This window comes from Pseudomonas sp. CF161, assembly GCF_000416215.1.
GTDB lineage: Bacteria > Pseudomonadota > Gammaproteobacteria > Pseudomonadales > Pseudomonadaceae > Aquipseudomonas.
Map to the genome: position 1 here is coordinate 23,166 of NZ_ATLP01000108.1, position 26,099 is coordinate 49,264.

Annotated in this window: 21 protein-coding genes and 1 pseudogene; 6 read left to right on the top strand and 16 right to left on the bottom strand. The window is 64.0% G+C overall.

All coding sequences use genetic code 11. The features are described from left to right. Positions 1-35: 35 nt before the first annotated feature. The 3 genes from CF161_RS24800 to CF161_RS24810 form a co-directional block, all read right to left on the bottom strand. Positions 36-1,394, bottom strand: a complete 1,359-nt coding sequence (locus tag CF161_RS24800) for an 8-oxoguanine deaminase (protein ID WP_020299375.1) — start codon at positions 1,392-1,394, stop codon at positions 36-38. Between the two features lie 179 nt (positions 1,395-1,573). Then, positions 1,574-2,260 carry an SDR family oxidoreductase gene (locus CF161_RS24805; RefSeq protein WP_020299376.1) on the bottom strand — a complete coding sequence of 229 codons (687 nt, stop codon included), beginning with the start codon at positions 2,258-2,260 and terminating at the stop codon, positions 1,574-1,576. Between the two features lie 25 nt (positions 2,261-2,285). Further along, the gene (locus CF161_RS24810) at positions 2,286-2,636 is read right to left on the bottom strand and encodes a MerR family transcriptional regulator (protein WP_020299377.1); all 351 of its coding nucleotides are present in this window, start codon (positions 2,634-2,636) and stop codon (positions 2,286-2,288) included. Positions 2,637-2,718: 82 nt separating this feature from the next. Between CF161_RS24810 and CF161_RS24815 the strand changes: the two genes are divergently transcribed. Continuing rightward, complete coding sequence (locus CF161_RS24815; protein ID WP_020299378.1) at positions 2,719-3,153, top strand: hypothetical protein; 435 nt, start codon at positions 2,719-2,721, stop codon at positions 3,151-3,153. A 42-nt stretch (positions 3,154-3,195) separates the two neighbouring features. Here CF161_RS24815 and CF161_RS24820 read toward each other — a convergent pair whose 3' ends face one another. The 7 genes from CF161_RS24820 to CF161_RS24850 all read right to left on the bottom strand — a co-directional run bounded on the left by CF161_RS24820 (position 3,196) and on the right by CF161_RS24850 (position 11,146). Next, complete coding sequence (locus tag CF161_RS24820; protein WP_020299379.1) at positions 3,196-4,122, bottom strand: ABC transporter permease; 927 nt, start codon at positions 4,120-4,122, stop codon at positions 3,196-3,198. Then, entirely contained in the window at positions 4,122-5,228 is a 1,107-nt protein-coding gene (locus CF161_RS24825; protein ID WP_020299380.1) for an ABC transporter permease, read from the bottom strand. The genes CF161_RS24820 and CF161_RS24825 overlap by 1 nt, the downstream gene beginning before the upstream one ends. An 11-nt stretch (positions 5,229-5,239) precedes the next feature. Then, complete coding sequence (locus CF161_RS24830; protein ID WP_020299381.1) at positions 5,240-6,805, bottom strand: ABC transporter ATP-binding protein; 1,566 nt, start codon at positions 6,803-6,805, stop codon at positions 5,240-5,242. A 551-nt stretch (positions 6,806-7,356) separates the two neighbouring features. After that, positions 7,357-7,938, bottom strand: a complete 582-nt coding sequence (locus CF161_RS24835) for a YigZ family protein (RefSeq protein WP_020299382.1) — start codon at positions 7,936-7,938, stop codon at positions 7,357-7,359. A gap of 11 nt (positions 7,939-7,949) precedes the next feature. Then, entirely contained in the window at positions 7,950-8,612 is a 663-nt protein-coding gene (locus tag CF161_RS24840) for a TetR/AcrR family transcriptional regulator (RefSeq protein ID WP_020299383.1), read from the bottom strand. An 87-nt stretch (positions 8,613-8,699) separates the two neighbouring features. Continuing rightward, complete coding sequence (locus CF161_RS24845; RefSeq protein ID WP_020299384.1) at positions 8,700-10,094, bottom strand: uracil-xanthine permease family protein; 1,395 nt, start codon at positions 10,092-10,094, stop codon at positions 8,700-8,702. Positions 10,095-10,225: 131 nt separating this feature from the next. After that, positions 10,226-11,146: a LysR family transcriptional regulator gene (locus CF161_RS24850; RefSeq protein ID WP_020299385.1), complete on the bottom strand. Its 921-nt coding sequence runs from the start codon at positions 11,144-11,146 to the stop codon at positions 10,226-10,228. A 125-nt stretch (positions 11,147-11,271) separates the two neighbouring features. On the opposite strand from CF161_RS24850, the gene CF161_RS24855 reads away from it, so the two are divergent. Together CF161_RS24855 and CF161_RS24860 are read left to right on the top strand one after the other, a co-directional pair. Beyond that, positions 11,272-12,621, top strand: a complete 1,350-nt coding sequence (locus tag CF161_RS24855) for an aspartate aminotransferase family protein (protein WP_020299386.1) — start codon at positions 11,272-11,274, stop codon at positions 12,619-12,621. A gap of 74 nt (positions 12,622-12,695) precedes the next feature. Further along, positions 12,696-14,190 (top strand): annotated as a pseudogene (locus CF161_RS24860) (CoA-acylating methylmalonate-semialdehyde dehydrogenase). A gap of 66 nt (positions 14,191-14,256) precedes the next feature. Here the strand turns inward: CF161_RS24860 and CF161_RS24865 are convergent. Both CF161_RS24865 and CF161_RS24870 read right to left on the bottom strand, forming a co-directional pair. Continuing rightward, positions 14,257-15,045 (bottom strand): IclR family transcriptional regulator, encoded by a 789-nt coding sequence (locus tag CF161_RS24865; RefSeq protein WP_020299389.1) that lies wholly within the window; start codon positions 15,043-15,045, stop codon positions 14,257-14,259. A 351-nt stretch (positions 15,046-15,396) separates the two neighbouring features. Further along, complete coding sequence (locus tag CF161_RS24870) at positions 15,397-15,828, bottom strand: PaaI family thioesterase (RefSeq protein WP_020299390.1); 432 nt, start codon at positions 15,826-15,828, stop codon at positions 15,397-15,399. Positions 15,829-16,221: 393 nt separating this feature from the next. Here CF161_RS24870 and CF161_RS24875 point away from each other — a divergent pair, with 393 nt between their 5' ends. From CF161_RS24875 to CF161_RS24885, 3 genes are all read left to right on the top strand, one after another. Next, positions 16,222-17,925: a long-chain fatty acid--CoA ligase gene (locus CF161_RS24875; protein ID WP_020299391.1), complete on the top strand. Its 1,704-nt coding sequence runs from the start codon at positions 16,222-16,224 to the stop codon at positions 17,923-17,925. Between the two features lie 48 nt (positions 17,926-17,973). Then, positions 17,974-19,335, top strand: a complete 1,362-nt coding sequence (locus CF161_RS24880; RefSeq protein ID WP_043230323.1) for an MFS transporter — start codon at positions 17,974-17,976, stop codon at positions 19,333-19,335. Positions 19,336-19,444: 109 nt separating this feature from the next. Further along, positions 19,445-20,449 carry a nitronate monooxygenase family protein gene (locus tag CF161_RS24885; RefSeq protein WP_020299393.1) on the top strand — a complete coding sequence of 335 codons (1,005 nt, stop codon included), beginning with the start codon at positions 19,445-19,447 and terminating at the stop codon, positions 20,447-20,449. Between the two features lie 36 nt (positions 20,450-20,485). On the opposite strand, the gene CF161_RS24890 is transcribed toward CF161_RS24885, so the two are convergent. From CF161_RS24890 to CF161_RS24905, 4 genes are all read right to left on the bottom strand, one after another. Next, entirely contained in the window at positions 20,486-21,739 is a 1,254-nt protein-coding gene (locus tag CF161_RS24890; RefSeq protein ID WP_043230326.1) for an OprD family porin, read from the bottom strand. A 372-nt stretch (positions 21,740-22,111) separates the two neighbouring features. Further along, positions 22,112-23,254, bottom strand: coding sequence for an acyl-CoA dehydrogenase family protein (locus CF161_RS24895; protein ID WP_020299395.1), 1,143 nt, complete (start codon positions 23,252-23,254; stop codon positions 22,112-22,114). Positions 23,255-23,264: 10 nt separating this feature from the next. After that, the gene (locus tag CF161_RS24900; protein ID WP_020299396.1) at positions 23,265-24,461 is read right to left on the bottom strand and encodes an acyl-CoA dehydrogenase family protein; all 1,197 of its coding nucleotides are present in this window, start codon (positions 24,459-24,461) and stop codon (positions 23,265-23,267) included. A gap of 15 nt (positions 24,462-24,476) precedes the next feature. Continuing rightward, positions 24,477-26,099 (bottom strand): 3-hydroxyacyl-CoA dehydrogenase (locus CF161_RS24905; protein ID WP_020299397.1); only part of this gene is annotated, 1,623 nt, incomplete at its 5' end.

Here is a 26,099-nt window from a genome sequence, read left to right on the forward strand (position 1 = left end):
CCCGCCGGTTGCAACGGGTCGGCGAAAGCCGGCGGTCAGCTGCCGGCAATCAACTGCCGGGCCGCCTGGCTGTGATCGGCGATCAGGCCTTTCAGATCGAGGCCCTCGACCTGGCCATCGACCACCCGCCACTGACCGCCGACCATTACCCGGTCCGCTCGATCAGCGCCGCACAACAGCAGCGCCGACAACGGATCGTGGCTGCCGGAAAAGCGCAGTTCATCGAGCTTGAACAGGGCCAGGTCAGCCTGCTTGCCCACCGCCAGCTCACCGATATCGCTGCGCCCCAGCAGTCGCGCCGAGCCCCGGGTCGCCCAGCCCAGGACCAATTCGGGGGTGATCTTCTCGGCGCCGTAGCGCAAGCGTTGCAGGTACAGAGCCTGGCGGGTTTCGAGGATCATGTTCGAGGCGTCGTTGGACGCCGAGCCATCCACCCCCAGGCCCACGGGGGCGCCGGCGGCGATCAGGTCCAGGGTCGGGGCGATGCCCGAAGCCAGGCGCATGTTGGAACTCGGGCAATGGCAGATGCCGGTGCCGGCGGCGCCGAGGCGGGCGATTTCATCGGGGTTGAAATGGATGCCATGGGCCAGCCAGGTGCGGGGGCCGAGCCAGCCGACGCTGTCCAGGTAGTCCACGGTGCGCAGGCCGAAGCGTTGCAGGCAGAAGTCTTCTTCATCCAGGGTTTCCGCCAGGTGCGTGTGCAGCCGTACATCCAGCTGCTCAGCCAGTTTGGCGCTGGCGCTCATGATTTCCGGCGTCACCGAGAACGGCGAGCAGGGCGCGAGGGCGATCTGCACCTGCGCCCCGGCTCCACGCTCGTGGTACTGCGCGATCAGGCGCTGGCTGTCGTCGAGAATCACTTGCCCCTGTTGCACCGTCTGCTGCGGCGGCAGGCCACCATCGGCCTCGCCCAGGCTCATGGAGCCGCGTGTCAGCATGGCGCGCATGCCCAATTCACGGACGCTTTCGACCTGCACATCGATGGCGTTTTCCAGGCCCTCGGGAAACAGGTAATGGTGGTCCGCCGCCGTCGTGCAGCCCGACAGCAGCAGCTCGGCCAGGGCGACCTTGGTGGCCAGGGCCAGCTTCTCCGGAGTCAGTCGGGCCCAGACCGGGTACAGGGTTTTCAACCAGGGAAACAGCGGCTGGTTGACCACCGGCGCCCAGGCGCGGGTCAGGGTTTGATAGAAGTGATGGTGGGTGTTGATCAGCCCCGGCAGCAGCACATGCTCGCGGGCGTCGAAGACCTGCGCGCAGGGCGTGGACGGTTGCTGTCCGGCGCCGAGCACTTCGACGATCAGGCCGTCTTGCAGCACCAGGCCGCCACGGGCGTCGAGGGCATTGCCGGTGAAAATGGCGAGGGGGTTTTTTAACCAGGTACGGGTCGCAGGCATGGTGGCCGGCTCCTCTGAAAGTGGGTTCAGGTTAGCCAGCTCAGTGTTTTCCTGTCTGCTGATCCAGGTTCGTCGCGGGGACGAGGTGCGCAGTCTAGCGAAAGATCGGGCGCTCGACAAAACTTCTCGGCGGCGCCTTGCAGCCGCGGCCAGGGGCCACGGCTACAGCGGCTCTGGGCTTACCAGGGAATGGTTTCGCCCTTGTAGTTCACGAAGTGGTGCCCACCCTTGCCGGTGTAGGCGTTGACTTGGGCGATCAGGCCGCGGGTGCTGGTTTCCACGTCGATGTCGGCACCTTCGCCGCCCATATCGGTTTTCACCCAGCCCGGGTGCAACGACAGCACGGTCAGCTTCTGCGAGCCAAGCTGGCTGACGAAACTGTTGGTCATGGAGTTGAGCGCCGCCTTGCTCGCCTTGTACAACGCCAGGTCCGGCGCGTCGGGCATGGTCACGCTGCCCAGCACCGAACTCATGAACGCCAGTACGCCGCTGCCATCGCGAATCTGCCCGGCAAAGCGCTGGGCGAGGTTGATCGGGGCCACGGCATTGGTGAAGAACAATTGGCCGACTTCGGCCAGGGTCGCCTTGCCCGGCGTCTGGTCATCCGGGCCCTTGACCCCGGCGTTGACGAACAGCAGGTCGAACACCTGCTCCTTGAGCTTCTGGCTCAGGGCGATCACGGCCTGCTGGTCGTCCATGTCCAATTGTTCGATGCGCACCGCGCCCAGCGCCTGCAAGGCTTCGGCCTTGTGCGGGTTGCGCACGGTGGCGGTGACCTGCCAGCCATCTTCCAGCAGGCGCTGTACCAGGCCCAGGCCGAGGCCGCGGGAGGCGCCGATGATCAGTGCGTGTTTAGGCGTAGACATGAGTGGCTTCCTTGATAAGTGAATGTCACGGATTCAATGGACAACGTTGCCCGAGCCGTTGTTGCAGCTCCTGGCGCAGCTCGCCCAGTTCATTGATGCGGGTTTCGATCAGGGTCAGTTTGTCTCGCAGCAGTTGGCTGACGGCGCTGTCGGGGTCGGCCGCTTGCCACAGGGCGCCGACGCTGCTGCCGATCTCGCTCAGGCTGAAGCCCAGGCGCTGGGCGGTCTTGATGTAGAGCACCAGTTGCACCATTTCCGCGGGGTAGTGCCGGTAACCGTTGGCGCTGCGTTGTGCGGCGATCAGCCCGCGTTCTTCATAGAAACGCAGGGTGTCGCGGCTGACGTCGCAGGCCTGGGCGAGTTCGCCGATGCGCATGGGGATCGCTCAAGAGGGCTTGACCCTGGAGCATACTCCAGGCTTTAGCCTGCGCGCTCCTTGAATATTCGGAGCGAGTTTTATGTGGACTGCACAGCATTACCGGACACTGGTCCGCGCCAGCGGTTGGTACGACCTGCTGGTGACCGCGGCGTTTGTCACCCCCTGGAGTTTCCTGGCCCTGCACGGGCTGCTGCTAGGGCTGGCCCAGAGCTTGAACCTGCCCGGTGAATTCCCGGCGTTCGAACCCGCCCATCTGTTGATGGCCAACCTGATGGGTTCGATTGTCTGCGTGTGGTCGGTGCTGCGTATCCGCGATCCGCAGCAAGCGTTCGGCCGTTATGACGCGGTGGGGCGCATCCTGTTCGCCACCTGGCAGATCTACGCCATCGCCCACGGTGCCACGGCGCTGTTGTGGGGCATCGTGTTTTTCGAGCTGGCCTGGTGCATCGCGCAACTGCTGCCGGTGCAATCTAGCGAGAGAGCGGGCTCCCGCCCGTCTGCGCAGCAGGCGTAAACCCTGCACCCCCAGCTCCCGAGCTGAACGCCGTGCGCGGCTTCAATGCCCGGCCTGCCACGGCTGTCCCAGCGACACCGGGGCATACAGCCGGGTGCGCAATGCATCCCGCGACAACAGCACCAGGACCAGGATGGTCGCCACATACGGCAGCATCGCCAGCAGGTTCGACGGGATCGCCAGCCCCAGCCCCTGGGCTACCAGGTGCAGGATGCTGGCGAGACCGAACAGGTAGGCGCCGAGCAGCAGGCGCCAGACCCGCCAGCTGGCGAACACCACCAGGGCCAGGGCGATCCAGCCACGCCCGGCGCTCATGTTCTCGGCCCACATCGGCGTATAGGCCAGCGACAGATAGGCCCCGGCCAGCCCGGCCATGGCCCCGCCAAACAGCACCGCCAGGGTGCGCACCCACAGCACCGGCAGGCCCATGGCACTGGCGGCATCGGGGTTTTCGCCCACGGCCTGGATGATCAGGCCGATCCGGCTCTTGAGAATGACCCAGGCCACCAGGGCAAACAGGGCGAATGACAGGTAGACCAGCAGGTCCTGGGCAAACAGCATGCGCCCGATCAACGGGATCTCACTGAGCAGCGGGATCGCCAGGGGTTCGAAACCGGCCAGGGGCTTGCCGACCCAGGCCGCGCCGACAAAACTCGACAGGCCCACGCCAAAGATGGTCAGGGCCAGGCCGGTGGCCACCTGGTTGGCATTGAACACCAGCGCCACCAGGGCAAACAGCGCCGACAGCAGCATCCCGGCGAGCATCGCCAGCAGCACCCCGAGCCACAGGTTGCCGCTGCTCAGGGCGACGATAAAACCGATCACCGCGCCGAACAGCATCATGCCTTCCTGGCCCAGGTTGAGGACGCCGCTTTTCTCGCAGATCAGTTCGCCCAGGGCCACCAGCAGCAACGGCGTGCCGCAACGGACCATGGCGTAGAAAATATTGCTCAGCAGATCGATATCCATCACAGGGCTCCTGCGTGCACGGAAGAGGGGGCGGCGCGGCGGGCCCAGCGCAGGTTCAGGCGTGGCCGATAGAGAATCAGCACATCACTGGCCAGCAGAAAGAACAGCATCATGCCCTGGAACAATTGGGTGATGGCCTGGGGCAGGTTGAGGCTCATCTGCGCGCTTTCGCCGCCGATGTACAGCAGGGCCATCAGCAGGCTGGAGAACAGAATGCCGATCGGGTTCAAGCGCCCGAGAAAGGCCACGGTGATCGCCGCATAGCCGTAACCCGGGGAGACCTGCGGCACCAGTTGGCCGATCGGCCCGGTGACTTCGCAGACCCCGGCCAGCCCCGCCAGCCCACCGCTGATCAACAGCGCGAGCCAGATCAGGCGTTTCTCGCGAAAGCCGACAAAGCCGGCGGCGCGCGGGTCCAGGCCCAGTACCTTGATCTGAAACCCGACAAAGCTTTTTTGCAGCAGCACCCAGACCGCCACCAGGGCCAGCAGGGCGAAGTACACCCCGGCGTGGATACGGCCGTCTTCGAGCAGCAGCGGCAGGCGGCTGGCGTCGCCGAACATCGCCGATTGCGGGAAGTTGAACCCTTCCGGGTCCTTGAGCGGGCCGTGGACGAAGTACAGCAAAAGGTTGAGGGCGATGTAGTTGAGCATGATGCTGGTGAGGATTTCATTGGCATTGAAGCGCGTGCGCAACCAGGCCGTAAGCCCGGCCCAGGCGGCGCCGGCCAGGGTCCCGGTGAGCAGGATCAGCACCAGCGCCCAGCGGCTTTGCATATCGATGATGTTCACCGCCAGGGCGCTGCCGGCCAGGGCGCCGAGCAGCAGTTGGCCTTCGGCGCCGATGTTCCAGATCCGCGCCCGGTAGGCCACGGCCAGGCCCAGGGCGCAGAGCAGAATTGGCAGGGCCTTGACCAGCAATTCCGAGACGCCGTAGAGGTCGCTGATGGGGGCGATCAACAGCGTGTGCAGGGTCAGCAACGGGTCATGGCCCAGGGCGATAAACAGCAGCGAGCCGCAACCCAGGGTCAAGGCCGCCGCCAGCAGCGGCGAGCACCAGAGCATCAGGCGCGATTGCTGGCCACGGGGTTCGAGAGAAAGCAGCATGGGAAACTCCGTCAAAGCGCCAGGGCGGTTGGGGGGCAAGGGGCGTCGAACTGGCCGGCCATCCAGCCGCCCACTTCCACCAGGGTGGTGTCGTCGGTGGCCTTGAGCGCCGACAGGCGGCCGCTGCACAGGGCGCCGAGGCGGTCGCTGATCTGGAACAGTTCATCGAGGTCTTCGGAGATCACCAGGATCGCTGCCCCCGCATCGCGCAAGGCAATCAGCGCGCGGTGGATGGTGGCGGCGGCGCCGACGTCGACGCCCCAGGTCGGGTGCGCGGCAATCAGCAGCCGGGGTTGCTGGAGGATTTCCCGGCCCAGGATGAATTTCTGCAGATTGCCCCCCGACAGGCTGCGCGCCGGGGTCTGGGCATCGGGTGTTTTGACCCCGAAACGCTGGATGATCTGCTGGGCCAGGGCCTGCACCTTGTCGCGCTGGATCAGGCCGTGGCTGACCAGGCCTTGCTGGAAAGCGGTCAGCAGGGCGTTGTCTGCCAGGCTCAACTCCGGCACCGCACCATGGCCCAGGCGTTCGGCGGGGACGAATGCCAGGCCCAGGGCGCGGCGCGCATCGGGCCGCAAGTGGGCCACGGCGTGCTCGGCAAAGCGGATGCGGGTGCTGTCCGCGCGGGCCAGTGTCTGTTCGCCGCTGAGCAACGCCAGCAGTTCGTCCTGGCCATTGCCCGCGACCCCGGCAATGCCGACGATTTCACCGCTGCGCACCTCCAGGTCCAGGCCTTGCAACGAGCAGCCGAACGGGTCGGGGTTGTGCCAGGCAAGGTTCTGCACCCGCAGCAAGGCCGGGCCACCGCTAGCTTTCGGGTAGTGGGCCAGCAACCCCGCGGCTTCGCCGACCATCAGTTGCGCCAATTCCCGGTCCGAGCACTCGGCCGGCACGCAATGCCCGGCCACCCGCCCGCCGCGCAGTACCGTGGCGCTGTGGCACAGGGCGCGGACCTCGCCGAGTTTGTGGCTGATAAACAAAATGCTGCAGCCTTCGCTGGCCAGGCGGCGCAAGGTCACGAACAACTCGTCGGCCTCCTGTGGGGTCAGCACCGAGGTCGGCTCGTCGAGAATCAACAGGCGGATGTCCTGCATCAGGCAGCGAATGATCTCCACCCGCTGGCGTTCGCCAATCGACAGGCTGTGCACCAGACGCTCCGGCTCCAGGGCCATGCCATAGCGGTGCGAGACTTCGCGGATCTTCGGTTCCAGCGCCTTCGGCGTACCCGCCTTGGCGCCCATGGCCAGGGCAATGTTCTGCGCCACGCTGAGGGTTTCGAACAGCGAGAAATGCTGGAACACCATGCCGATCCCCAGGCTCCGTGCCTGGGCCGGGTTGCGCATGAGCTGGCGCTGTCCTTGCCACAGCAGTTCCCCGGAGTCGGCCTGGGTCACGCCGTAGATGATCTTCATCAGGGTGCTTTTACCTGCGCCGTTTTCACCCAGCAGGGCATGGATTTCCCCGGGCTGGATGCTCAGGTCAATGGCGTCGTTGGCCAGGCAACCGGGGTAGCGCTTGCTGATTCGGCGCAGTTGCAGGCGAGGCGTTGGATCAGGGACGGGCACGGGGTTTGGCATGGCGGACTCGGGTCGCTGGGCGTTATGCCTGTGGATAAAGCAATTTCCTGGCCAGTGAGTCAGGAAACCGCCAAAAGCGCAGCGGGCTGCGGCCGCGTGCACCTTGGCGGGATTGATTGCAGGCCCTGGCGGCACCACTTCGGGGCAAGTGGCTGAAAAAGGCGACGGGGCGCGGACATGTGCCTGATCAAAAAACAGTCAGCTGTCTGCGAGCCAGAGGGGATATGGGGTTGGCGCAGCGTTGCACGGGTTATCCACAGCTTGCTCCACAGTATTTGTGTGCAAGCGCTGCGCACGGGCATAAGCGCCGAGGGGCTTTGTTCCAAAGGCGATAAACCGGCCTAAGCCGCTGTTTTGCTGTGGAAAAAAGCCTATCAGTCACGGATTGGACAAAAACTGAACAACCGCCGCAAAGCCACGTTACAGAAGGGTTACAGCCGGATGTTCCCAGTTTATCCACAGCCGGGTGCACAGCAGATGTGGGCAAGTTCGGGTCGGCGCGAAAGGTTGTGCACAGGTAGGCGCGGCGCTGGCGGGCAGTCTTGGTGCAATCAGCGCTGCAAGAGGATGCGTCCGCGGCTCAAATCCGCCAGCTGGTTTTGCAGGGTGTCGAGGTGCGCCTCGCCCAGGGCCAGTTGCAACTCCACGCCATTGGCGGTGAAGTTTTCGGCAACCACCAGGCCACCCAGTTCCGCGACCCGCAGCTTGACCAGTGCCAACTCGCTGAACGCGCAGGCGCAGTGCACCGGCACGCGCTTGATCAGCTCGATGCGTTCGGCGCCTTGCAGGCATTTGTTGGCGCCCCCGCCGTAGGCCCTGGCCAGGCCGCCGGTGCCGAGCTGGATGCCGCCGTACCAGCGGATCACCAGTACCGCCACCTGGTCGCAATCCTGGGCCTCGATGGCCGCCAGGATCGGCCGCCCCGCGGTGCCGCCGGGTTCGCCGTCGTCACTGCTGCGGTACTGGTCGGCCAGCTTCCAGGCCCAGCAGTTGTGGGAGGCATTGAGGTCGCTGTACTGCTCGATAAAGGCCTGGGCCTGGGCCGCGCTGGTGATGGGCGCGGCGAGGCTGATAAAGCGGCTTTTGCGAATCTCTTCGCGGTACTCGCAAAGGCCGGCAAGGGTAAAGGGCATGCGCAGGGTTCTTAGATGACGGGCTTGAGGCCGCAGCCTTTGAGGATGATGCGGATCAGGTTGTTACCGGCGTCTTCCATGTCTTGCTTGGTCAGCTTGCTGCGTCCGGTGACGCGGCAGATCTGGGTGGCGAAGTCGGCGTAGTGCTGGGTGCTGCCCCACAGCAGGAAAATCAGGTGCACCGGGTCCACCGGGTCCATCTTGCCGGCGTCGATCCAGGCTTGGAACACCGCGGCACGGCCCTGGAACCAGGCGCGATAGTCCTGGCTGAAATATTCGCTCAGGCATTCGCCGCCGCTGATGATTTCCATGGCGAAGATCCGCGAGGCCTGGGGTTGGCGGCGCGAGAATTCCATCTTGGCGCGGATGTAGCGGGTCAGGGCTTCGGTGGGGTCGTCATCGGCGTTCAGGGCGTTGAAGGTGCTGTCCCACAACTCGATGATGTTGCTCAGCACGGCGATGTACAGGCCAAGCTTGTTGGTGAAGTAGTAATGCAGATTCGCCTTGGGCAGCCCGGCATTCTGGGCAATGGTGTTCATGCTGGTGCCTTTGAAACCATGACGGGCGAACTCGTCTTCGGCGGCCTTGATGATCGCCTCTTCGTTCTTTTGACGAATGCGGCTGGCGGGTTTTCCGGAGTGAGCACCGGCGTGGGCAGGGACTTCAAGGGTCATAGGCATTTCCGAGCGGGTCTGTGGGTGCAACCAGTGCGTTGATAGCGCACCCACAGGCATCAGACAAGCCTTATGGCCATAAAAGCCTTAAAGCGGTTCCAGGGTGTCGCTTTCCAGGGCCGGTTTTGCATCACGGGCCTCGCGGGAGGTTTCCGGCAGCAGCAGGCACATGATCAGCGCCGTCAGGCCGCCGCTGGTGATTGCCGAGTCGAACAGGTTTTGCACCAGCTTGGGCAGCAGGTGCAGCAGGTTGGGCTGCGCGGCGATGCCCAGGCCCACGCCGAACGAGGTGGCGATGATCAGCATGCTGCGCCGGTCCAGCGGCGCCTGGGCCAGGATGCGCACGCCGGCGGCGGCCACGCTGCCGAACATCACCAGGGTCGCGCCGCCCAGCACCGGCTTGGGAATCTGCTGCAACACCGCGCCAATTAGCGGGAACAACCCCAGGCAGAACAGCACCAGGCCGATGTACAGGCCGACGTAGCGGCTGGCCACGCCGGTCAACTGGATCACCCCGTTGTTCTGGGCAAAGGTGGTATTGGGAAAGGCGCTGAAGGTGGCGGCGATCATGCAACTGACGCCATCCCCCAGGACCCCGCCCTTGAGCCGGCTTATATAAGAAGGACCGCTGATGGGCTGGCGGGCGAGCATGCAGTTGGCCGTGAGGTCGCCCACGGTTTCGATGGTGCTGATCAGGTAGATCAGAGCCACTGGCAGAAAGGCGCTCCAGTCGAAATTGAACCCGAACTTGAACGGGATCGGCAGGCTTACCAGGGGCAGATCGGGCAGGGGCTGAGGCACCAGCTTGCCGCTGAAGCAGGCCGCCACGCAGCCCAGGGCCAGGCCGATGATGATGGCGCAGAGGCGGATCCACGGGGTGTTGGAGCGGTTGAGCAGGATGATGGTCAGCAGCACGAACAGGCCCAGTGCCAGGTTGCCCGGTGCGCCGAAGTCTGCGGCATTGAAACCGCCTCCCAGGTCGGTGATGCCGACCTTGATCAGGCTGATGCCGATCAGGGTGATGACGATGCCGGTCACCAGCGGGGTGATCACCCGGCGCAACTGGCCGATAAAACGGCTGAGCACGATCTGCACCAGTGCGCCGAAAAAGCACACGCCGAAGATCATCGCCAGGATGTCTTCCGGGCTGCCACCGCGCTGCTTGACCAGAAACCCGGCCGAGAGCACGGCGCCGAGGAAGGCGAAGCTGGTGCCTTGCAGGCAGATCATCCCGGCACCGATGCCGAACGGACGACGCGCCTGGATAAAGGTCCCGACCCCGGACACCATCAGCGCCATGCTGATCAGGTAGGGCAGGTGGGCCGTCAGGCCCAGGGCCGAGCCGATCACCAGCGGCGGCGTGATGATGCCGACAAAACTCGCCAGCACATGCTGCAACGCGGCAAGCAGGGCGGCCACGGGTTTGGGGCGATCATCGAGGCCGTAGATCAGATCGTTGGGGGTGGACGATTGCTCTTGCATGGGCGTGGAACTCTGGGCTGACGGTTCAAGGTGTCTATGCCCTGCAAAAAGCTGTCCAGGTGCTCAGGTTATTTGTCCGCATGGCGGACGGTGCCCAATGGATACGGGTTTGCCATGGGTGCTAATGCTCTTCAGCGAGTGGCCGCCAGGCTCTCGAGAAAGCTTTCAAGCACCAGATGGGGGCGTCGGCCCTTGCGCGTGACCGATGCCAGGCTCAGGTCATAGAAGCGCGAAGCCGGCTTCAGCGCACGCAGCCGCCCCTGTTGCACCCAGAGCTGGGCGTAATGGTCCGGCAGGTAACCGATGTAACGCCCGGTGAGAATCAGGAACGCCATGCCTTCGCGGTCCGACGCGCTGGCGGTGCAATTGAGTGCCTGGTAATGGGCCTGGATCTCCCCCGGCAGGCGGAAGGTCGGGGCGATGGCGTCCTGATCGTTGAGGCGCGCATCCTCGAGCTTTTTATCGTCGACATAAAACAGCGGGTGACCGACCGCGCAGTAGAGCAGCGAACGCTCGCTGTACAGGGGCTGGTATTCCAGACCGGACAAGGCGCTGGCCTGGGGCACCACGCCGACGTGCAGGCGGCCGTCGAGTACGCCCTGCTCGACTTCGTTGGGGGCGATCATGCGGATCTGGATCTGCACGTCGGGCCCGCGCTCCTTCAACTGCGCCAGGGCGTGGGTGATGCGCATGTGGGGCAGGGTCACCAGGTTATCGGTCAGGCCGATAATCAATTCACCGCGCAGGTGACGGTGCAGGCCGTTGACCTCGGTGCGGAAACTTTCCAGGGCACTCAACAGCTGCAAGGCCGACTGATAGACCTCGCGGCCCTCTTCGGTTAGTGAGAAACCCGCGCGCCCGCGCTGGCACAGGCGCAGGCCGAGGCGTTGCTCCAGATCGCTCATCTGCTGGCTGATGGCCGAGCGCCCGATGCCCAGTACGGTCTCTGCCGCCGAGAAGCCGCCGCATTCGACCACGCTGCGAAAGATCCGCAGCAGGCGGATATCAAAGTCGCTGACCTGGGCCAGCGGATCGGCTCGACGGCTGCTCATAGTTTAGTAAAGGCCTGACTGAAGGTTATAAAAGTTGGATTTCACCGACTTTATAGCCGTGGCAACTTAGCTGCAACAACGCTTTTGGCTTCCTACGCCGCTTATTGCCCTGCGAGGTTTTGCTCATGAACATGCCTGAAAACGCTCCAGCTTCCCTGGCCAGCCAGCTCAAGCTCGATGCTCACTGGATGCCGTACACCGCCAACCGCAACTTCCAGCGCGACCCACGGCTGATCGTTGCCGCAGAAGGCAGCTACCTGATCGACGACAAGGGGCGCAAGGTTTACGACTCCCTGTCCGGTCTGTGGACCTGCGGCGCCGGCCACACGCGCAAGGAAATCCAGGAAGCCGTTTCCAAGCAATTGGGCACCCTCGACTACTCGCCGGGCTTCCAGTACGGCCACCCGCTGTCGTTCCAGCTGGCCGAGAAAATTACCGACCTGACCCCAGGCAACCTGAACCACGTGTTCTTCACCGACTCCGGCTCGGAATGTGCCGATACCGCGGTGAAGATGGTGCGTGCCTACTGGCGCCTGAAAGGCCAGTCGACCAAGACCAAGATGATCGGCCGCGCCCGTGGCTATCACGGGGTGAACATCGCCGGCACCAGCCTCGGTGGGGTCAACGGCAACCGCAAGCTGTTCGGCCAGTCGATGATGGACGTCGACCACCTGCCGCACACCCTGTTGGCCAGCAACGCGTTTTCCCGTGGCATGCCGGAGCAGGGCGGTATCGCCCTGGCCGATGAGCTGCTGAAATTGATCGAACTGCACGACGCCTCGAATATCGCGGCAGTCTTCGTCGAGCCGATGGCCGGTTCCGCCGGTGTCCTGGTGCCGCCACAGGGTTACCTCAAGCGCCTGCGTGAGATCTGCGATCAGCACAGCATCCTGCTGGTGTTCGACGAAGTGATCACCGGCTTCGGTCGTACCGGCTCGATGTTCGGCGCCGACAGCTTCGGCGTGACCCCAGACCTGATGTGCATCGCCAAGCAAGTCACCAACGGCGCGATCCCGATGGGCGCAGTGATTGCCAGCTCCGAGATCTACCAGACCTTCATGAACCAGGCGACGCCCGAATACGCAGTGGAATTCCCCCACGGCTATACCTATTCGGCTCACCCGGTGGCTTGCGCGGCCGGTCTGGCGGCACTCGATCTGCTGCAGAAGGAAAACCTGGTGCAGAGCGTGGCCGAGGTTGCCCCGCATTTCGAGAATGCCCTGCACGGCATCAAGGGCTCGAAAAACGTGATCGACATTCGCAACTACGGCCTGGCTGGCGCGATCCAGATCGCCCCGCGCGATGGCGACGCGATTGTCCGTCCATTCGAAGCCGGTATGGCCCTGTGGAAGGCCGGGTTCTACGTGCGCTTTGGCGGCGACACCCTGCAGTTCGGCCCAACCTTCAACAGCAAGCCGCAGGACCTGGATCGCCTGTTCGACGCGGTCGGCGAAGTGCTGAACACGATCGACTGATTCGCCCTTCTATATAGAACACTGATCAGGCGTCCAGCGATGGGCGCCTGTGGACAACTTTTCAGGAGCCCTGCATGAGCCTTATCCAGCATTTGATCAACGGCGAACTGGTGACCGATAACGGTCGCAGCGCTGATGTCTTCAACCCGTCCACCGGCCAAGTGATCCACCAGCTGACCGCTGGCCAGCCGTGAAACCATGCAAGCCGCCATCGACTCGGCCAAGGCTGCGTTCCCGGCCTGGCGCAACACGCCACCGGCCAAACGCGCCCAGGTGATGTTCCGCTTCAAGCAATTGCTGGAGCAGAACGAGGCGCGGATCTCGCAACTGATCAGCGAAGAGCACGGCAAGACCCTGGAAGACGCCGCCGGTGAACTGAAGCGCGGTATCGAGAACGTCGAGTACGCATGCTCGGCTCCGGAGATTCTCAAGGGCGAGTACAGCCGCAACGTCGGCCCGAACATCGATGCCTGGTCTGACTTCCAGCCTCTGGGCGTGGTGGCGGGTATCACCCCGTTCAACTTCCCGGCCATGGTGCCGCTGTGGATGTACCCGCTGGCGATCGTCTGCGGCAACTGCTTCATCCTCAAGCCCTCGGAGCGTGACCCAAGCTCGACGTTGCTGATCGCCCAACTGCTGCTGGAAGCCGGTTTGCCTAAAGGTGTGCTGAGTGTGGTGCACGGCGACAAGGGTGCAGTGGATGCGCTGATCGAGGCGCCGGAAGTCAAAGCGTTGAGTTTCGTGGGTTCGACGCCGATTGCCGAGTACATCTATTCCGAAGCCACCAAGCGCGGCAAACGCGTTCAGGCATTGGGCGGGGCGAAGAACCATGCGGTGCTGATGCCGGATGCCGACCTAGATAACGCGGTGAGTGCGCTGATGGGCGCGGCCTATGGTTCCTGCGGCGAGCGCTGCATGGCGATCTCCGTGGCCGTGTGTGTCGGCGACCAGGTGGCGGATGCTCTGATTGCCAAGCTGGTGCCGCAGATCAAGGCGCTGAAAATCGGTGCCGGCACTTCGTGTGGCCTGGACATGGGGCCGCTGGTCTCCGCCCAGGCGCGGGACAAGGTCAGTGGCTATATAGAAGACGGCGTGTCGTCGGGCGCCAAACTGGTGGTGGATGGTCGTGGCCTGAGTGTGGCGGGTAACGAAGACGGATTCTTCCTGGGTGGCTGCCTGTTTGATCGGGTGACGCCGCAGATGCGCATCTATAAAGAAGAGATCTTCGGCCCGGTGCTGTGCGTGGTTCGGGTCAACAGCCTGGAAGAGGCCATGCAACTGATCAACGATCACGAGTATGGCAACGGCACGTGCATCTTCACCCGTGACGGTGAAGCGGCGCGCCTGTTCTGCGATGAGATCGAAGTGGGCATGGTGGGCGTCAACGTACCGCTGCCGGTGCCAGTGGCTTACCACAGCTTTGGCGGCTGGAAGCGTTCGCTGTTCGGCGACCTGCATGCCTATGGCCCGGATGGTGTGCGCTTCTATACCCGTCGCAAGGCCATTACCCAGCGCTGGCCGAAGGCGGCCACTCAAGAGTCCACGCAGTTCGCGTTTCCCAGCCTGTAGGCGTCGCGGGCGATGACCCGGGCGATGACCCGGGCGGCGTCCCGGGTCATCGGCCTGGGCCCGGGTTTACACGCCGAGGCTTTCCAGGTCCCGGGCCAGCATCACCAGTTGGTGGGCCAGGGAGTTTTCGAGTTTCTCGCTCGACAGCTGGAAGCTCGGGGCACCGCAGGTCAGGGCCATGATGCTGCCGTCTGCCAGGTGCAGCGGCACGCCGGCGCCATTGACGTTGCGGTCCCACTCGCCCAGGGACAGGCAAAACCCCAGGGACTCGTATTCGCGGAACGAGGCTTCCAGGGATTTTTCCAGGGCCGGCCATTCGTCGCCGGCCTTTTTCGCCACTTCCCCCAGCAGATGGTCGCGCTCGTTTTTCGGCGTGGCGGCCAGGTAGGCACGCCCGGCGGCGCTGGTGGCCAGGGGCAGGCGTACGCCGGGCTCCATGCGCAGGCTGGCGACTTCCGGCGGGCGGCTGCTGTCGACGTGGATCATCGACAGCCGATCGCGGCAGGTCAGGCTGACGGTGGTGTTGGTCCGGCGCGAGAACTCATCCATATACGGCTTGCCGAGCTGGCGCACCCGCAGGCTGGCGGAGTAGGCGTACCCGAGGGCCAGCACCGCGGAATCGAGCTGGTACTTCTCCAGGTCCTGGTTGTATTTGAGGTAACCCAGTTGCGTCAGGGTGTAAGTCAGGCGCGAAACTGTCGGTTTCGGCAGCCCGGTGATGCGTGCGATGTCCTGGTTGCCGCGCACCGCATGGCCATGGGTAAAGGCCCGCAGGACTTCCAGGCCTCGGGCCAGGGCCTCGACGAACTTGCGGTCCTTGGGGTCTTTTTCCGGGGAATCGTTCTGGTCGTGCATAGGCGTATCCGATGGGGGCTGGTGCCGGTCCAGTGCCTGGGATCTGCACCAAAACGACCTGTGGTTCGATCATGCTGGGTTAAAAACACGCTCGGACGCGAGTCCGATCGGAAGGCTCATGTAGGCCTCTACACTCTGCTTCCTTGCCTGTTTTTGCCTTGCCTGATCGTTGCTCGGCAAGTTTTCGTACAGGCCCGAGTGACCACACAGCAGGCGGGTGAAATTCAACTGAAAAATGGTAGCGCGGAACCGCTTGAATTGACATCGCCGATTCCCTGTCGGAACCCGGTTTCGCAGGTGCGTGGCAGGCGCGCGTATTGCGCATGTCTGCACGCACGCCGCGCACCCGCTTCAGTTGCCATCCGGCGCCAGGCGCCCGCGCTTGAAAACCCCTTCGGCGCTGGCGAGTAATTGCCCCTCGACGTCGAGCAAGTCGCAGGTGGCCATAAAGATCTTGGCGCCACCGCCCCGGGTCCGCGCCACGGCCCGGACCTCGGTCCCGGGGGCGGCCGCTGCCATGTAGATGATGTTCAGCGACAGGGTCAGGGCCAGCCGCCGCTGGGCGGCGACGGCGTGCCAGGTTCCGCTCATGCCCATGGCCGAGTCCGCCAGTGAGGCGATCACACCGCCGTGCAGGTTGCCGGCCCGGTTCAGGTGATGGGCCTGCACGGTGAAGCCGATGATGGTTTGCGCCTGGCTGTACTCGTGCAGGGTCAGGCCGATATGGGCGGAAAACCCATTGAAGGGGTCTTGCTGCGGTGGTTGCGGAGGGACGGCGGTCATGGGCGATAGCTCGTGTGGGTCAGTCAGTGAGACAGGAGTCAAAAGTGGCTTCCCGTGCCTGCGATGGCTGTACGGTGTTTCGCAAAGGTCTATTTAAGTCCAGTCAGGCGGATGAATCTAATTATTTCGCGAGATATATGGAACCAAATTCCGCAGTGCGAAATAAAAAAGATTGAAATAGGCTTGCGTCATGGGGCAGGATCGGCCCTGATGTGACGGCCGCTGCGACCTGTGCCTGCCTTATCGCGTTCAACGCCGGCAAGCTGCGAACAGGGCCCGCGCGCCAGGTCGCGCAAGCGTTGTCGGCCCTGTTCCAGGTCGCTCGGGGTACATCCGCAAGAGCCCCTGCCAGCGCAACTCGTGCTTGATCACCTTCGGAGTCAAGGAGTCTCGATGCCCACTATCAGCAGCGTGCGCCCCCACCAACGCGTCTGGCCCAAACGCCTGCCACACGCGTTATCGGTCCCGGCCACTTCCCTGTGGTTCAACCTGGAGGTGTCTGCGCGGCGCTACCCGGACAAGACCGCCTACCTGTTTTTTGGCCAGCCCCTGAGCTTCAGCGCATTGCAGGCCCAGGCGCAGGCCGTGGCCGGCTGGCTGCAAAGCGTGGGGGTCAAGGCGGGCGACCGGGTGGCGCTGTACCTGCAGAACTGCCCGCAATTCGTCGTCGCCTATTACGCCATCCTGCGGGCGAACGCGGTGGTGGTGCCGGTGAACCCGATGAACAAGGTGGAGGAGTTGACCTACCAATTGCGCGACGCCCAGGCCCAGGTGGTGATCTGCGCCGCCGACCTGGCAGCGACCGTGCAGGCCGCCGAGTCAGCCCTTGAACCCCACGAACGCCTGCGGCAGGTACTGGTGACCCATTACAGCGACGCGATGCCGCCCGTGGCCGCCATGGACCCGGCCGAGCTTGCTGCCGAGACCACCGATGCCTGGCTGCGCGCCGAGCCGCCATTGCCCGCGACCTGCCTGCGCTGGAGCGAGATCCTCGGCCAGGCCTGGCCTCTCGGTGCGCACACCGCCGAGGCGGACGATCTGGCGATGCTGCAATACACCTCGGGCACCACCGGCCATCCCAAAGGCTGCATGCACAGCCACCGCAGCTTGATGAGCAATGCCGTCACCGGCTGCTGGACCCAGTCCACGGTGGCCTCGGTGGGGTTGGGCGTGGTGCCGTTTTTCCATATCACCGGCCTGGTGTGTTTTGTCCTGCGCGCGGTGTTCGATGCCACCAGCACGGTGATCCTGCCGCGCTGGGACCGGGAGCTCGCCGGGCGCCTGATTTCGCGGCACAAGGTCACCCACTGGACCTGCATACCGACCATGGTCATCGACCTGTTCGGCAGCCCCAACTACAAGGATTTCGGCCTCGGCGGGCTGGTTCATATCAACGGCGGCGGGGCGGCGATGCCCCAGGCCGTGGCCGAGCGCCTGCAACAGGAGTTCGGCCTGACCTTCCTCGAAGGCTACGGGCTCACCGAAACCGCAGCGGCCACCCATGGCAACCCACCCGAACGGGCCAAGTTGCAGTGCCTGGGCATGCCGTTCTTCGGCGTCGATTCGCGGGTGGTCGACCCCAATACCCTGCGCGAGCTCGAACCCGGCGAGGTCGGGGAAATCGTCAGCCGCGGGCCGATGCTGTTCCAGGGTTACTGGCGCAATCCCGAGGCCACGGCGGCGGCCTTTATCGAGTTGGAGGGGCAGCGGTTTTTCCGCACCGGCGACCTGGGGCATATGGATGAAGAGGGCTACTTTTTTCTCACCGACCGGCTCAAGCGGATGATCAACTCCAGCGGCTTCAAGGTCTGGCCGGCCGAGGTGGAAGCGCTGCTGTTCAAGCATCCGGCGGTGCACGAGGCCTGCATCATCTCCAGCCAGGACGCCTACCGGGGCGAGAGCGTCAAGGCGCTGGTGGTTCTGCGCGGCGAAGCCCAAGGCCAGACCACCGAGCAGCAGATCATCGACTGGTCCCGTGAGCACATGGCGGCCTACAAGGTGCCGCGCCAGGTGCAATTCGTCGAAAGCCTGCCCAAGTCCGGCTCGGGCAAAGTCATGTGGCGCCTGTTGCAGGAGCGTGAAACCGCAGGCACCTGATCACCGATCCCCCCGTCCCAGCAATTACCGACTCTGCCGGAGATGACCATGACAACAAAAATAATAAACGTCCAAGGTCCGCAATCCCTGCCGACCCATGCTGCTCGGCTCGACTCGCTGTATTCCAGGATCCGCTGGCGCCTGCTGCCGTTGTTGATGCTGTGCTACATGGTTGCCTTCCTCGATCGGGTCAACATCGGCTACGCGCAGTTGCAAATGAAGCAGACCCTGCCGTTCAGCGACGCGGTGTACGGCTTGGGCGCGGGTATTTTCTTCGTCGGCTATTTCCTGTTCGAAGTGCCCAGCAACCTGATGTTGCAGCGCAGCGGGGTGCGCAAGACCCTGCTGCGGATCATGGTCTGCTGGGGCCTGGTGGCATCGGCAATGATGTTTGTGCGCACCCCTCTGCAGTTCTACGTGCTGCGGTTTTTGCTCGGGGCGTTTGAGGCCGGGTTTTTCCCTGGGGTCATCCTGTATTTCACCTTCTGGTTCCCGGCGGCCCGACGTGGCCAGGTGATTGCGTTGTTCATGACGGCTGCGGCGTGCGCCGGCCTGATCGCCGGGCCATTGTCCGGCAGCATCTTGAAGTACCTCAACGGCGTGGCGGGCTTCAATGGCTGGCAATGGCTGTTCGTGCTCCAGGGGCTGCCGGCCAGTGTGCTGGGGGTGGTGGCGTTCCTTTACCTTCAAGATGGCCCGGATCAGGCAAAGTGGCTGAGCACCGAAGAAAAGCGCCTGCTGAGCGACGACCTGGCGCAGGAATTGAAGAACCGCAAGGACCGCTCCCTGCACACCGTGGGCCAGATGTTTCGCGATCCCAAGGTGTACCTGCTTTCCACGGCGTACTTCATGTTCCTGGGGGCCACCTACATGCTGGTGTTCTGGATGCCGAGCCTGATCCAGGGCTGGGGCGTGGCGGATCTGTTGCTGGTGGGGTTGATCACCACCATCCCCAACATCGTCGGCATTATCGGCACCATCGTCATTGGCCTGCACTCGGACAAACGCCGCGAGCGGCGCTGGCACTTTGTCTGCTGCATGGGGTTGGCGGTGTTCGGCCTGGGCATCACCACGCTGTTGAACGGCCATCTGGTGATGTCGGTGGCGGCGCTGTCTTTGGCGTACCTAGGAATCAAGGCGGCGACACCGTTGTTTTTCGCCCTGGTCAGCGAATACCTGTCGGTGGCTTCCGCGGCAGCCGGCATTGCCCTGATCAGCAGCCTGGGCAACCTCGGGCCGGCGGTGACGCCGTGGCTCAACGGGGTCATCAACACTCATACCGGTGGCCATGTATCGAGCATGTACCTGGGCATCGGCATGTACCTGCTGGCCGGGTTGCTGGTGTTGCTCTCTGCCGGAACCGCCGGGGCGGCAAGGGTCAGTCCAGGCATCGCGCTGGCCACCAAGTGAACCATCGCCTTGTGCCGCCTGCCCTCCAGCGGCAGGTGCATGGGGTCTGGCTCAGCTGCTGACTGCCGGCGGCGATGGGCATATTGATCGATCTGAAAGGAGGTGTTCCATGAGCTTGCCCGAGGTGTTGTCCCGGCGGTTGCGCCTGCCGTTGGTGGCCGCTCCGCTGTTTATCATTTCCACCCCCGAGCTGGTGATTGCTCAGTGCAAGGCCGGGATCGTCGGTTCGTTTCCGGCACTCAACGCCCGGCCTGCAGCGCAACTGGAGCAATGGATCGAACGCATTACCCGGGAGTTGGCCGAGCATGATCGGCTGCACCCGGAGCAGCCCTCGGCGCCCTTTGCCGTGAACCAGATCGTCCATCGCTCCAACGAGCGCCTGGAGCAGGATATGGCGGTCTGTGTGCGGCACAAGGTGCCGATCATCATCACGTCCCTGGGCGCACGCCCCGAGATCAACCAGGCGGTGCACAGCTACGGCGGCATTGTGCTGCACGATGTGATCAACAATAAGTTCGCGCACAAGGCCATCGACAAGGGGGCCGACGGGTTGATCGCGGTGGCGGCGGGAGCGGGCGGGCATGCCGGGACACTGTCGCCCTTTGCCCTGGTGCAGGAGATCCGCCAATGGTTCGACGGGCCCCTGTTGCTCTCGGGGTCGATTGCCTCGGGAAGCTCGATTCTCGCGGCCCAGGCAATGGGGGCTGACCTGGCCTATATCGGCTCGGCCTTTATCGCCACCCGCGAGGCCAATGCGGTGGATGGCTACAAGCAGATGATCAGCCAGGCGAGTGCCGACGACATCGTCTACACCAACCTGATCACCGGGGTGCATGGCAATTACCTCAAGCCGTCATTGCAGGCGGCAGGGCTCGATCCGGAGAACCTGCCCAGTAGCGACCCCTCACAGATGAACTTCGGCAGCGACCGCCAGCGGCCCAAGGCCTGGAAGGAAATCTGGGGCTGTGGCCAGGGCATTGGCGTGCTTGACCATGTACCGACAGCCGAGGCGCTGGTGGCACGGTTTGCCAGGGAGTACCGCGAAGCACGCCTGCGCCTTGGCAAGGTTTCGGGCGATCTCCAGGGGCCCACGGCGGCCGTGAGCCTGGAATAGGCAACTGCCGGCCAGCGCAGGCAGTTGGGGGCGGGGTTACCAGACCTTCAGGTTGTATTCGACGATCAGCCGGTTCTCATCGACGTTGGCCGCATAGTTGGCGCGATACACCACGTTGCGCCAGCGCAGGCCGAGGTTTTTCAACGGACCTTGCTGGATCACATAAGCCAGGTCGGTATCGAATTCCCGTTCTCGGCCATTGCGTTGCCCGATCTTGAAGTGGTTGCCCTGCACATAGCGGCTCATCCACGTCAGGCCGGGCAGGCCTACTGCGGCGAAATCGTAGCGGTAGCGCAATTGCCAGGCGTCTTCCCCAGCGTTGATAAAGGACTTGTAGGTCGAGGTGTTGAACCCGTAAGGGTCGGTACCGTTGATAAAGGGCAGGCCGCTGCGCCCGCTCTGGTTGTGATAGATGAAGCCCAGGGCATGGCCCTTGTAGCTGAAGGTTTCCATGAGCCCCAGGTAACGGTTGTCGACCTCGGCCCGGCCCTGGCTGCCGCTGTGGAAGTAACGCACTTCGGATTTCAGCGAGAGGCTGTCGGTCAGCCGCGCATCATGGGTCAGGTTGCCGTAGTGCTGGTCATAGTTGTCCTTGAGCTCGGCGTAGAAGTAGCTGGCCTTGAGCGCGGGCGTTACTGCGTAGCTGGCCCCGGCATAGCTGAACCGATCGCTGCTGACCCGGCCAGCGACCTGGCGGCCGTTTCTGGCGAGGGCCGACATGCTCATTTCCTCGTAGTCCGTGGAGTTGCGCAGGCGTACCGCCGTGAATTGACCGAGGGTCAGGGTCAGATCCTTCAGGTCACTGGAGACCAGTTGCGTGCCCTTGAAGGTTTGCGGCAGCAGGCGGGTATCGTTTCTGAAGGCGACGGGAAGCAGCGGTTCGTGGGTGCCGATGCTCAATACGCTGCTGGCGACCCGGGCTTTGGCGGTCAGGCCGAACGAGCCGTATTGATCGGCGACATCGCCATTGCGGTCGACCAGCAAGGCCCCGGTATGGGCCGTGCCACCGCCGGAGTCGAGCTTGAGGCCGAGTGCCCCCAATGCGTCAACGCCAAAACCCACGGTGCCTTCGGTGTAGCCCGACTGGTAACGCAGGGTAAAACCCTGGGCCCATTCTTCCGCCTTGTTCTGTGACGGTGCGTCGCCGTGGAAGTCGCGGTTCATGTAGAAGTTGCGGGCGCCCAGGGTCAACTGGCTGTCTTCAATCAGTTGTGCCTGGCACACCAGCGGCAGCATGCAACCACCCAGCAGGGCGGAAAGGGGCAGTAAAGGTTTGGATGCCGAATGCATGGATTTACCTATGTTGTTGTTTTTATTTTTAGGAATGCCCACGTCGTATACGTCCACGCTGAGGTTGGCCTGCGCGCGGCACCTGGAGGCTGCTGCAAAGGCAGCAGGCAATGCCAGGGTTCGTCGCGGGCGTAGCAACCCCTGACCCAGCTGAAGGCGAGGGTCATGCAAACGGGCGCGAAAGACGAGAGGGCTGGGTGGGGGGGCGCAGACCATGCTCGCCGGGGCATTCAGCCCTGGATGGCACAGTTGCGGACCCGCCCGGTGGGGGCTTTCAGCGCAGCGTGAGGCAGCCCGCTGCGCGCCAGCCAAGGAAGGCGGCGACACCTGCGACGGTTACGGCGGCGCGATGCCGGTTCATCGACAGGGGGTTCATGCGGCGAGTTCTTTGCCGAGGGCGATAAAGCGCTGCAAGTGGTGATCTTCATCACCCAACTGATGGTCGATCATCACCAGACGCTTGGCGTAATGGGCCAGGGGCAGTTCCCAGGTCATGCCGATGCCGCCGTGCAACTGGATGCTTTCCTCGGCCACCAGGGTACCAATGCGCCCGATACTGACCTTGGCCGCCGACAGTGCCCGCTCGCGAGTCAGCCGGTCGGCGTCCAGGGCGGCGGCAGCGTTGATCACCGCCGAGCGGGCTTGCTCGATCTCCAGCAGCAGTACCGCCATGCGGTGTTGCAGGGCCTGGAAGCTGCCGATCAGGGTGCCGAATTGCTTGCGGGTGCGCAGGTAATCCAGGGTGGCTTGCTTGGCCACCTCCATCGCTCCCAGCGCTTCTGCGCACAGGGCCAGCACCCCCCGGCCAATGGCACGCTCCAGGGTGGCGTAGCCCTGGTGTTCGGCCCCCAGCAGGGCGTCGGCCGAGAGTTTCACGTTGTCCAGTTGCACCTGGGCGACGCGGCCACCATCGATGGTGGCGCAACCCTGAATCCGCAATCCCGCAGTGCTGCTCGGCACCAGGAACAGGGAGATTCCCGCTTCGTCGTCAATGGCACCCGCGGTGCGTGCCGAGACCAGCAACAGGTCGGCGTGCTCGCCTTGCAGCACCATGGCCTTGCTGCCATTCAGCAGCCAGCCTGGGCCGTCATGCTCGGCACGGGTGGCGACCCGGCTGGTTTCATAGTGAGTGCCGGGTTCTTCATGGGCGAAGGCGGCGAGCAGGCTGGCGTCGACAATGCCCGGCAGCAGGGCCTTCTGCTGAGGGGAACCGGCTGTGGCGATGGCGTCGCCCACCAGTATCGCGCTGCCCAGCAGCGGCTCGACCAGCAACCCGCGACCGATGGCTTCGAACACCACGGCAATGTCGAAACCGCTGCCGCCAAAGCCGCCGTGCTCTTCGCTGAGCAGTGCGCCGATCACGCCGAGGTCGGCCAGTTGCTGCCAGATCTCGCGGCTGAAGCCGTGGCTTGCCTGGAGAATGTGTTCGCGTTTGTCAAAGCTGTATTGCTCCGCGATAAAGCGGTTCAGGCTGTCGGCGAGCATGCGCCGTTCTTCGCTGTGTTCGAAGTTCATGTGCGTGCCCTCAGAGCCCGAGAATCGTTTTCGAAATGATGTTTTTCTGGATTTCGTTGGACCCGCCGAAAATCGACAGCTTGCGGTTATTGAAATACTGGGCGCTGGCGCTGGCGGCAAACGCTGGACCCAGGTCCAGGGCGCTGAAATCGTCCGCCTCGGCTTCAGGCACCAGGGCCCGGGCGCTGGACCCCATGGCCCGGCGCATCAATGAGGTCAGCTCCTGGCGGATTTCCGTGCCGCAAATCTTCAGCATCGAGCTTTCTGCGCCAGGGACGCCGCCCCCGGCCACTGCGGCGATGACCCGCAGGTTGGTGGTCTTCATGTTTTCCAGGTCGATTTCGACCCGCGCCAGTCGCGCGGCGAAGGCCGGGTCTTCGGCCAGTGGCCGGCCGTTGCGGCGCTGCAGGGCGGCCAGGCGCTTGACCCGTTCCAGGGCCGCCATCGACAGGCCGACCCCAGCGATGTTGGTGCGCTCGTAAGTCAGCAGGTATTTGGCGCAGGTCCAGCCCTTGTGTTCCTCGCCCACCAGGTTGCCTACCGGCACCCGTACATCGGTGAAAAACACTTCGTTGATCTCGTGGGCGCCCTCCAGGGTAATGATCGGCCGTACCTCGACCCCAGGCGAGTTCATGTCGATCAGCAGGAAGCTGATGCCTTCCTGCTTCTTCGCTTCACGGTCCGTGCGCACCAGGCAGAAAATCATGTTGGCGTGCTGGCCGAGGGTGGTCCAGGTCTTCTGGCCGTTGACCACATAGTGATCACCGTCGCGCACGGCGCTGGTTTTCACCGCGGCCAGGTCCGAGCCCGCGCCGGGTTCCGAATAGCCCTGGCACCACCAGTGCGTGCCATCGAGAATGCGCGGCAGCCAGTAGCGTTGCTGCTCCGGGGTGCCGTATTTGATCAGCACCGGGCCGAGCATATTGACGCCAAAGGGCACGATGCGCGGCGTATTGGCCAGGCTGCATTCGTGCTCGAAGATAAACTTCTCGAACGCACTCCACCCCGGGCCACCCTGTTCGACCGGCCAGTGATTGGCCAGCCAGCCACGGGCATTGAGGATCGAGTGCCACTGCTCCATGTCGGCCTTGGACAGGTGCCTGCCGTTGGCCACTTTTTCGCTGAGGTCCGCGGGCAACTCTTCGGCGAGAAAGGCCTGTACTTCGCGGCGAAAGGCTTCTTCTTGGTTGGTAAAACGCAAATCCATATTGGCTTCCCCCGGTTAGTGCGGCTGATTGAGGCTGTCGAAGCTGGCACCGCGTTCCACCAGCTCCACCAGTAACGGCGAGGGCTTCCAGAACTGCGGGTCGGTTTCGGCGAACTCGTGGATATCGGCCAGCACCTGGGGCAGGCCGATCCCGTCGGCGTACTTCATCGGGCCACCCAGGTGCCGCGCGAAGCCGTAGCCATGAATAAAGGTCACATCGACATCCAGGGGGCGCAGGGCGATGCCTTCATGCACCACATTGGCCCCTTCGTTGATCATGGCGGCCATATAGCGGCGGACGATTTCCGAGTCGCTGAAGCTGCGAGGGGTGATGCCGGCCCGAGCGCGCTCGGCGTCGATGATCGCCAGCACTTCGGGGTCGGGCGTGGCGCTGCGGGAGCCTGCGGGGTAGAGGTAATAGCCACGGCCGGTCTTCTGCCCGAACCAGCCGCGTTCGCAGAGGCGGTCGGCAATGTGTACATAACGGGCATCGGCGGGGCGGCTGGCGGCCTTGCGCTTGCGGGTGGCCCAACCGATGTCGCCCCCGGCCAGGTCCGACACCTGGAAGGGGCCCATGGGGTAGCCGAAGTCGCGCAGGGCCTGGTCGATCTGATAGGGCGAGGCGCCGTCCTCCATCATGCAGTCGACTGCCTGGCGATACACCGCAAGGATCCGGTTGCCGATAAAACCATCGCAGACCCCGGCCCGGACCGGGACCTTGTTCAGTTGCCTGGCGAAGGCGAAGGCACTGGCCACCACCTCGGCCGACGTCTTGGCCGGGACCACGATTTCCAGCAGTTTCATGATGTTGGCCGGAGAGAAGAAGTGCAGCCCGAGCACATCGGCAGGGCGCGAGGTGCTGTCGGCAATGGCATTGATGTCCAGGTAGGAGGTGTTGCTGGCGAGGATGGCGCCGGGTTTGCAGACCTGATCCAGCTGGCTGAATACCGCCTGCTTGACCGCGAGGTCTTCGAATACGGCCTCAATCACCAGGTCGGCCTGGGCCAGGCTGGCGTAGTCGAGGCTGGTGTTGAAGCGTGTCAGGGTCGCGGCCTTGTCGCTGGCCTTCAGGCGACCCTTGGCGATCAATGCGTCGTAGACCTGCTCGACATGGGCCTGGCCGCGCGCCAGGGCGCCTGGGTCGCGCTCGATCAGGGTCACGTGCAGGCCGGCATCGAGTGCCGCCACGGCAATGCCGGCGCCCATGGTGCCACCACCGATCACGCCCACCCGTTCGATTCGGCGGGGTGTGGCGTCACGGGTTTCGGGTGCCTTGAGCACTTCGCGCTCGGCGAAGAAGGCATGCACCAGGCCTTTGTGCTGCGGGCTGGCGAGGCATTGCAGAAACAGCTCGCGTTCCAGGCGCAGGCCTTCATCGAAGGGCTGCTCCAGGGTTGCCTCGACCGCCAGGATATTGTTCAGCGGGGACAGCAGGCCTCGGGCTTTGCTGATTGTTGCAACGCGCGCCGCGTCGATTGCCGCGTAGTGGCTGGCCGGCTCGGCCAGGGCCTGGGCGTCCCGGGTGCGGCGGACGCCGGCGTTGGTCGCCAGCAGGTGACGGGTATAGGCCAGGCCCTCGGCCAGCACATCGGCGCTGCCGGCCAATTGATCGACCAGACCCAGGGCCTGGGCTTCTTC

Excerpts from the sequence above, each read along its gene's own strand:
- CF161_RS24800 (WP_020299375.1), bottom strand. The coding sequence starts at position 1,394 with ATGCCTGCGACCCGTACCTGGTTAAAAAACCCCCTCGCCATTTTCACC.
- CF161_RS24805 (WP_020299376.1), bottom strand. The coding sequence starts at position 2,260 with ATGTCTACGCCTAAACACGCACTGATCATCGGCGCCTCCCGCGGCCTC.
- CF161_RS24810 (WP_020299377.1), bottom strand. The coding sequence starts at position 2,636 with ATGCGCATCGGCGAACTCGCCCAGGCCTGCGACGTCAGCCGCGACACC.
- CF161_RS24815 (WP_020299378.1), top strand. The coding sequence starts at position 2,719 with ATGTGGACTGCACAGCATTACCGGACACTGGTCCGCGCCAGCGGTTGG.
- CF161_RS24820 (WP_020299379.1), bottom strand. The coding sequence starts at position 4,122 with ATGGATATCGATCTGCTGAGCAATATTTTCTACGCCATGGTCCGTTGC.
- CF161_RS24825 (WP_020299380.1), bottom strand. The coding sequence starts at position 5,228 with ATGCTGCTTTCTCTCGAACCCCGTGGCCAGCAATCGCGCCTGATGCTC.
- CF161_RS24830 (WP_020299381.1), bottom strand. The coding sequence starts at position 6,805 with ATGCCAAACCCCGTGCCCGTCCCTGATCCAACGCCTCGCCTGCAACTG.
- CF161_RS24835 (WP_020299382.1), bottom strand. The coding sequence starts at position 7,938 with ATGCCCTTTACCCTTGCCGGCCTTTGCGAGTACCGCGAAGAGATTCGC.
- CF161_RS24840 (WP_020299383.1), bottom strand. The coding sequence starts at position 8,612 with ATGACCCTTGAAGTCCCTGCCCACGCCGGTGCTCACTCCGGAAAACCC.
- CF161_RS24845 (WP_020299384.1), bottom strand. The coding sequence starts at position 10,094 with ATGCAAGAGCAATCGTCCACCCCCAACGATCTGATCTACGGCCTCGAT.
- CF161_RS24850 (WP_020299385.1), bottom strand. The coding sequence starts at position 11,146 with ATGAGCAGCCGTCGAGCCGATCCGCTGGCCCAGGTCAGCGACTTTGAT.
- CF161_RS24855 (WP_020299386.1), top strand. The coding sequence starts at position 11,272 with ATGAACATGCCTGAAAACGCTCCAGCTTCCCTGGCCAGCCAGCTCAAG.
- CF161_RS24865 (WP_020299389.1), bottom strand. The coding sequence starts at position 15,045 with ATGCACGACCAGAACGATTCCCCGGAAAAAGACCCCAAGGACCGCAAG.
- CF161_RS24870 (WP_020299390.1), bottom strand. The coding sequence starts at position 15,828 with ATGACCGCCGTCCCTCCGCAACCACCGCAGCAAGACCCCTTCAATGGG.
- CF161_RS24875 (WP_020299391.1), top strand. The coding sequence starts at position 16,222 with ATGCCCACTATCAGCAGCGTGCGCCCCCACCAACGCGTCTGGCCCAAA.
- CF161_RS24880 (WP_043230323.1), top strand. The coding sequence starts at position 17,974 with ATGACAACAAAAATAATAAACGTCCAAGGTCCGCAATCCCTGCCGACC.
- CF161_RS24885 (WP_020299393.1), top strand. The coding sequence starts at position 19,445 with ATGAGCTTGCCCGAGGTGTTGTCCCGGCGGTTGCGCCTGCCGTTGGTG.
- CF161_RS24890 (WP_043230326.1), bottom strand. The coding sequence starts at position 21,739 with ATGCATTCGGCATCCAAACCTTTACTGCCCCTTTCCGCCCTGCTGGGT.
- CF161_RS24895 (WP_020299395.1), bottom strand. The coding sequence starts at position 23,254 with ATGAACTTCGAACACAGCGAAGAACGGCGCATGCTCGCCGACAGCCTG.
- CF161_RS24900 (WP_020299396.1), bottom strand. The coding sequence starts at position 24,461 with ATGGATTTGCGTTTTACCAACCAAGAAGAAGCCTTTCGCCGCGAAGTA.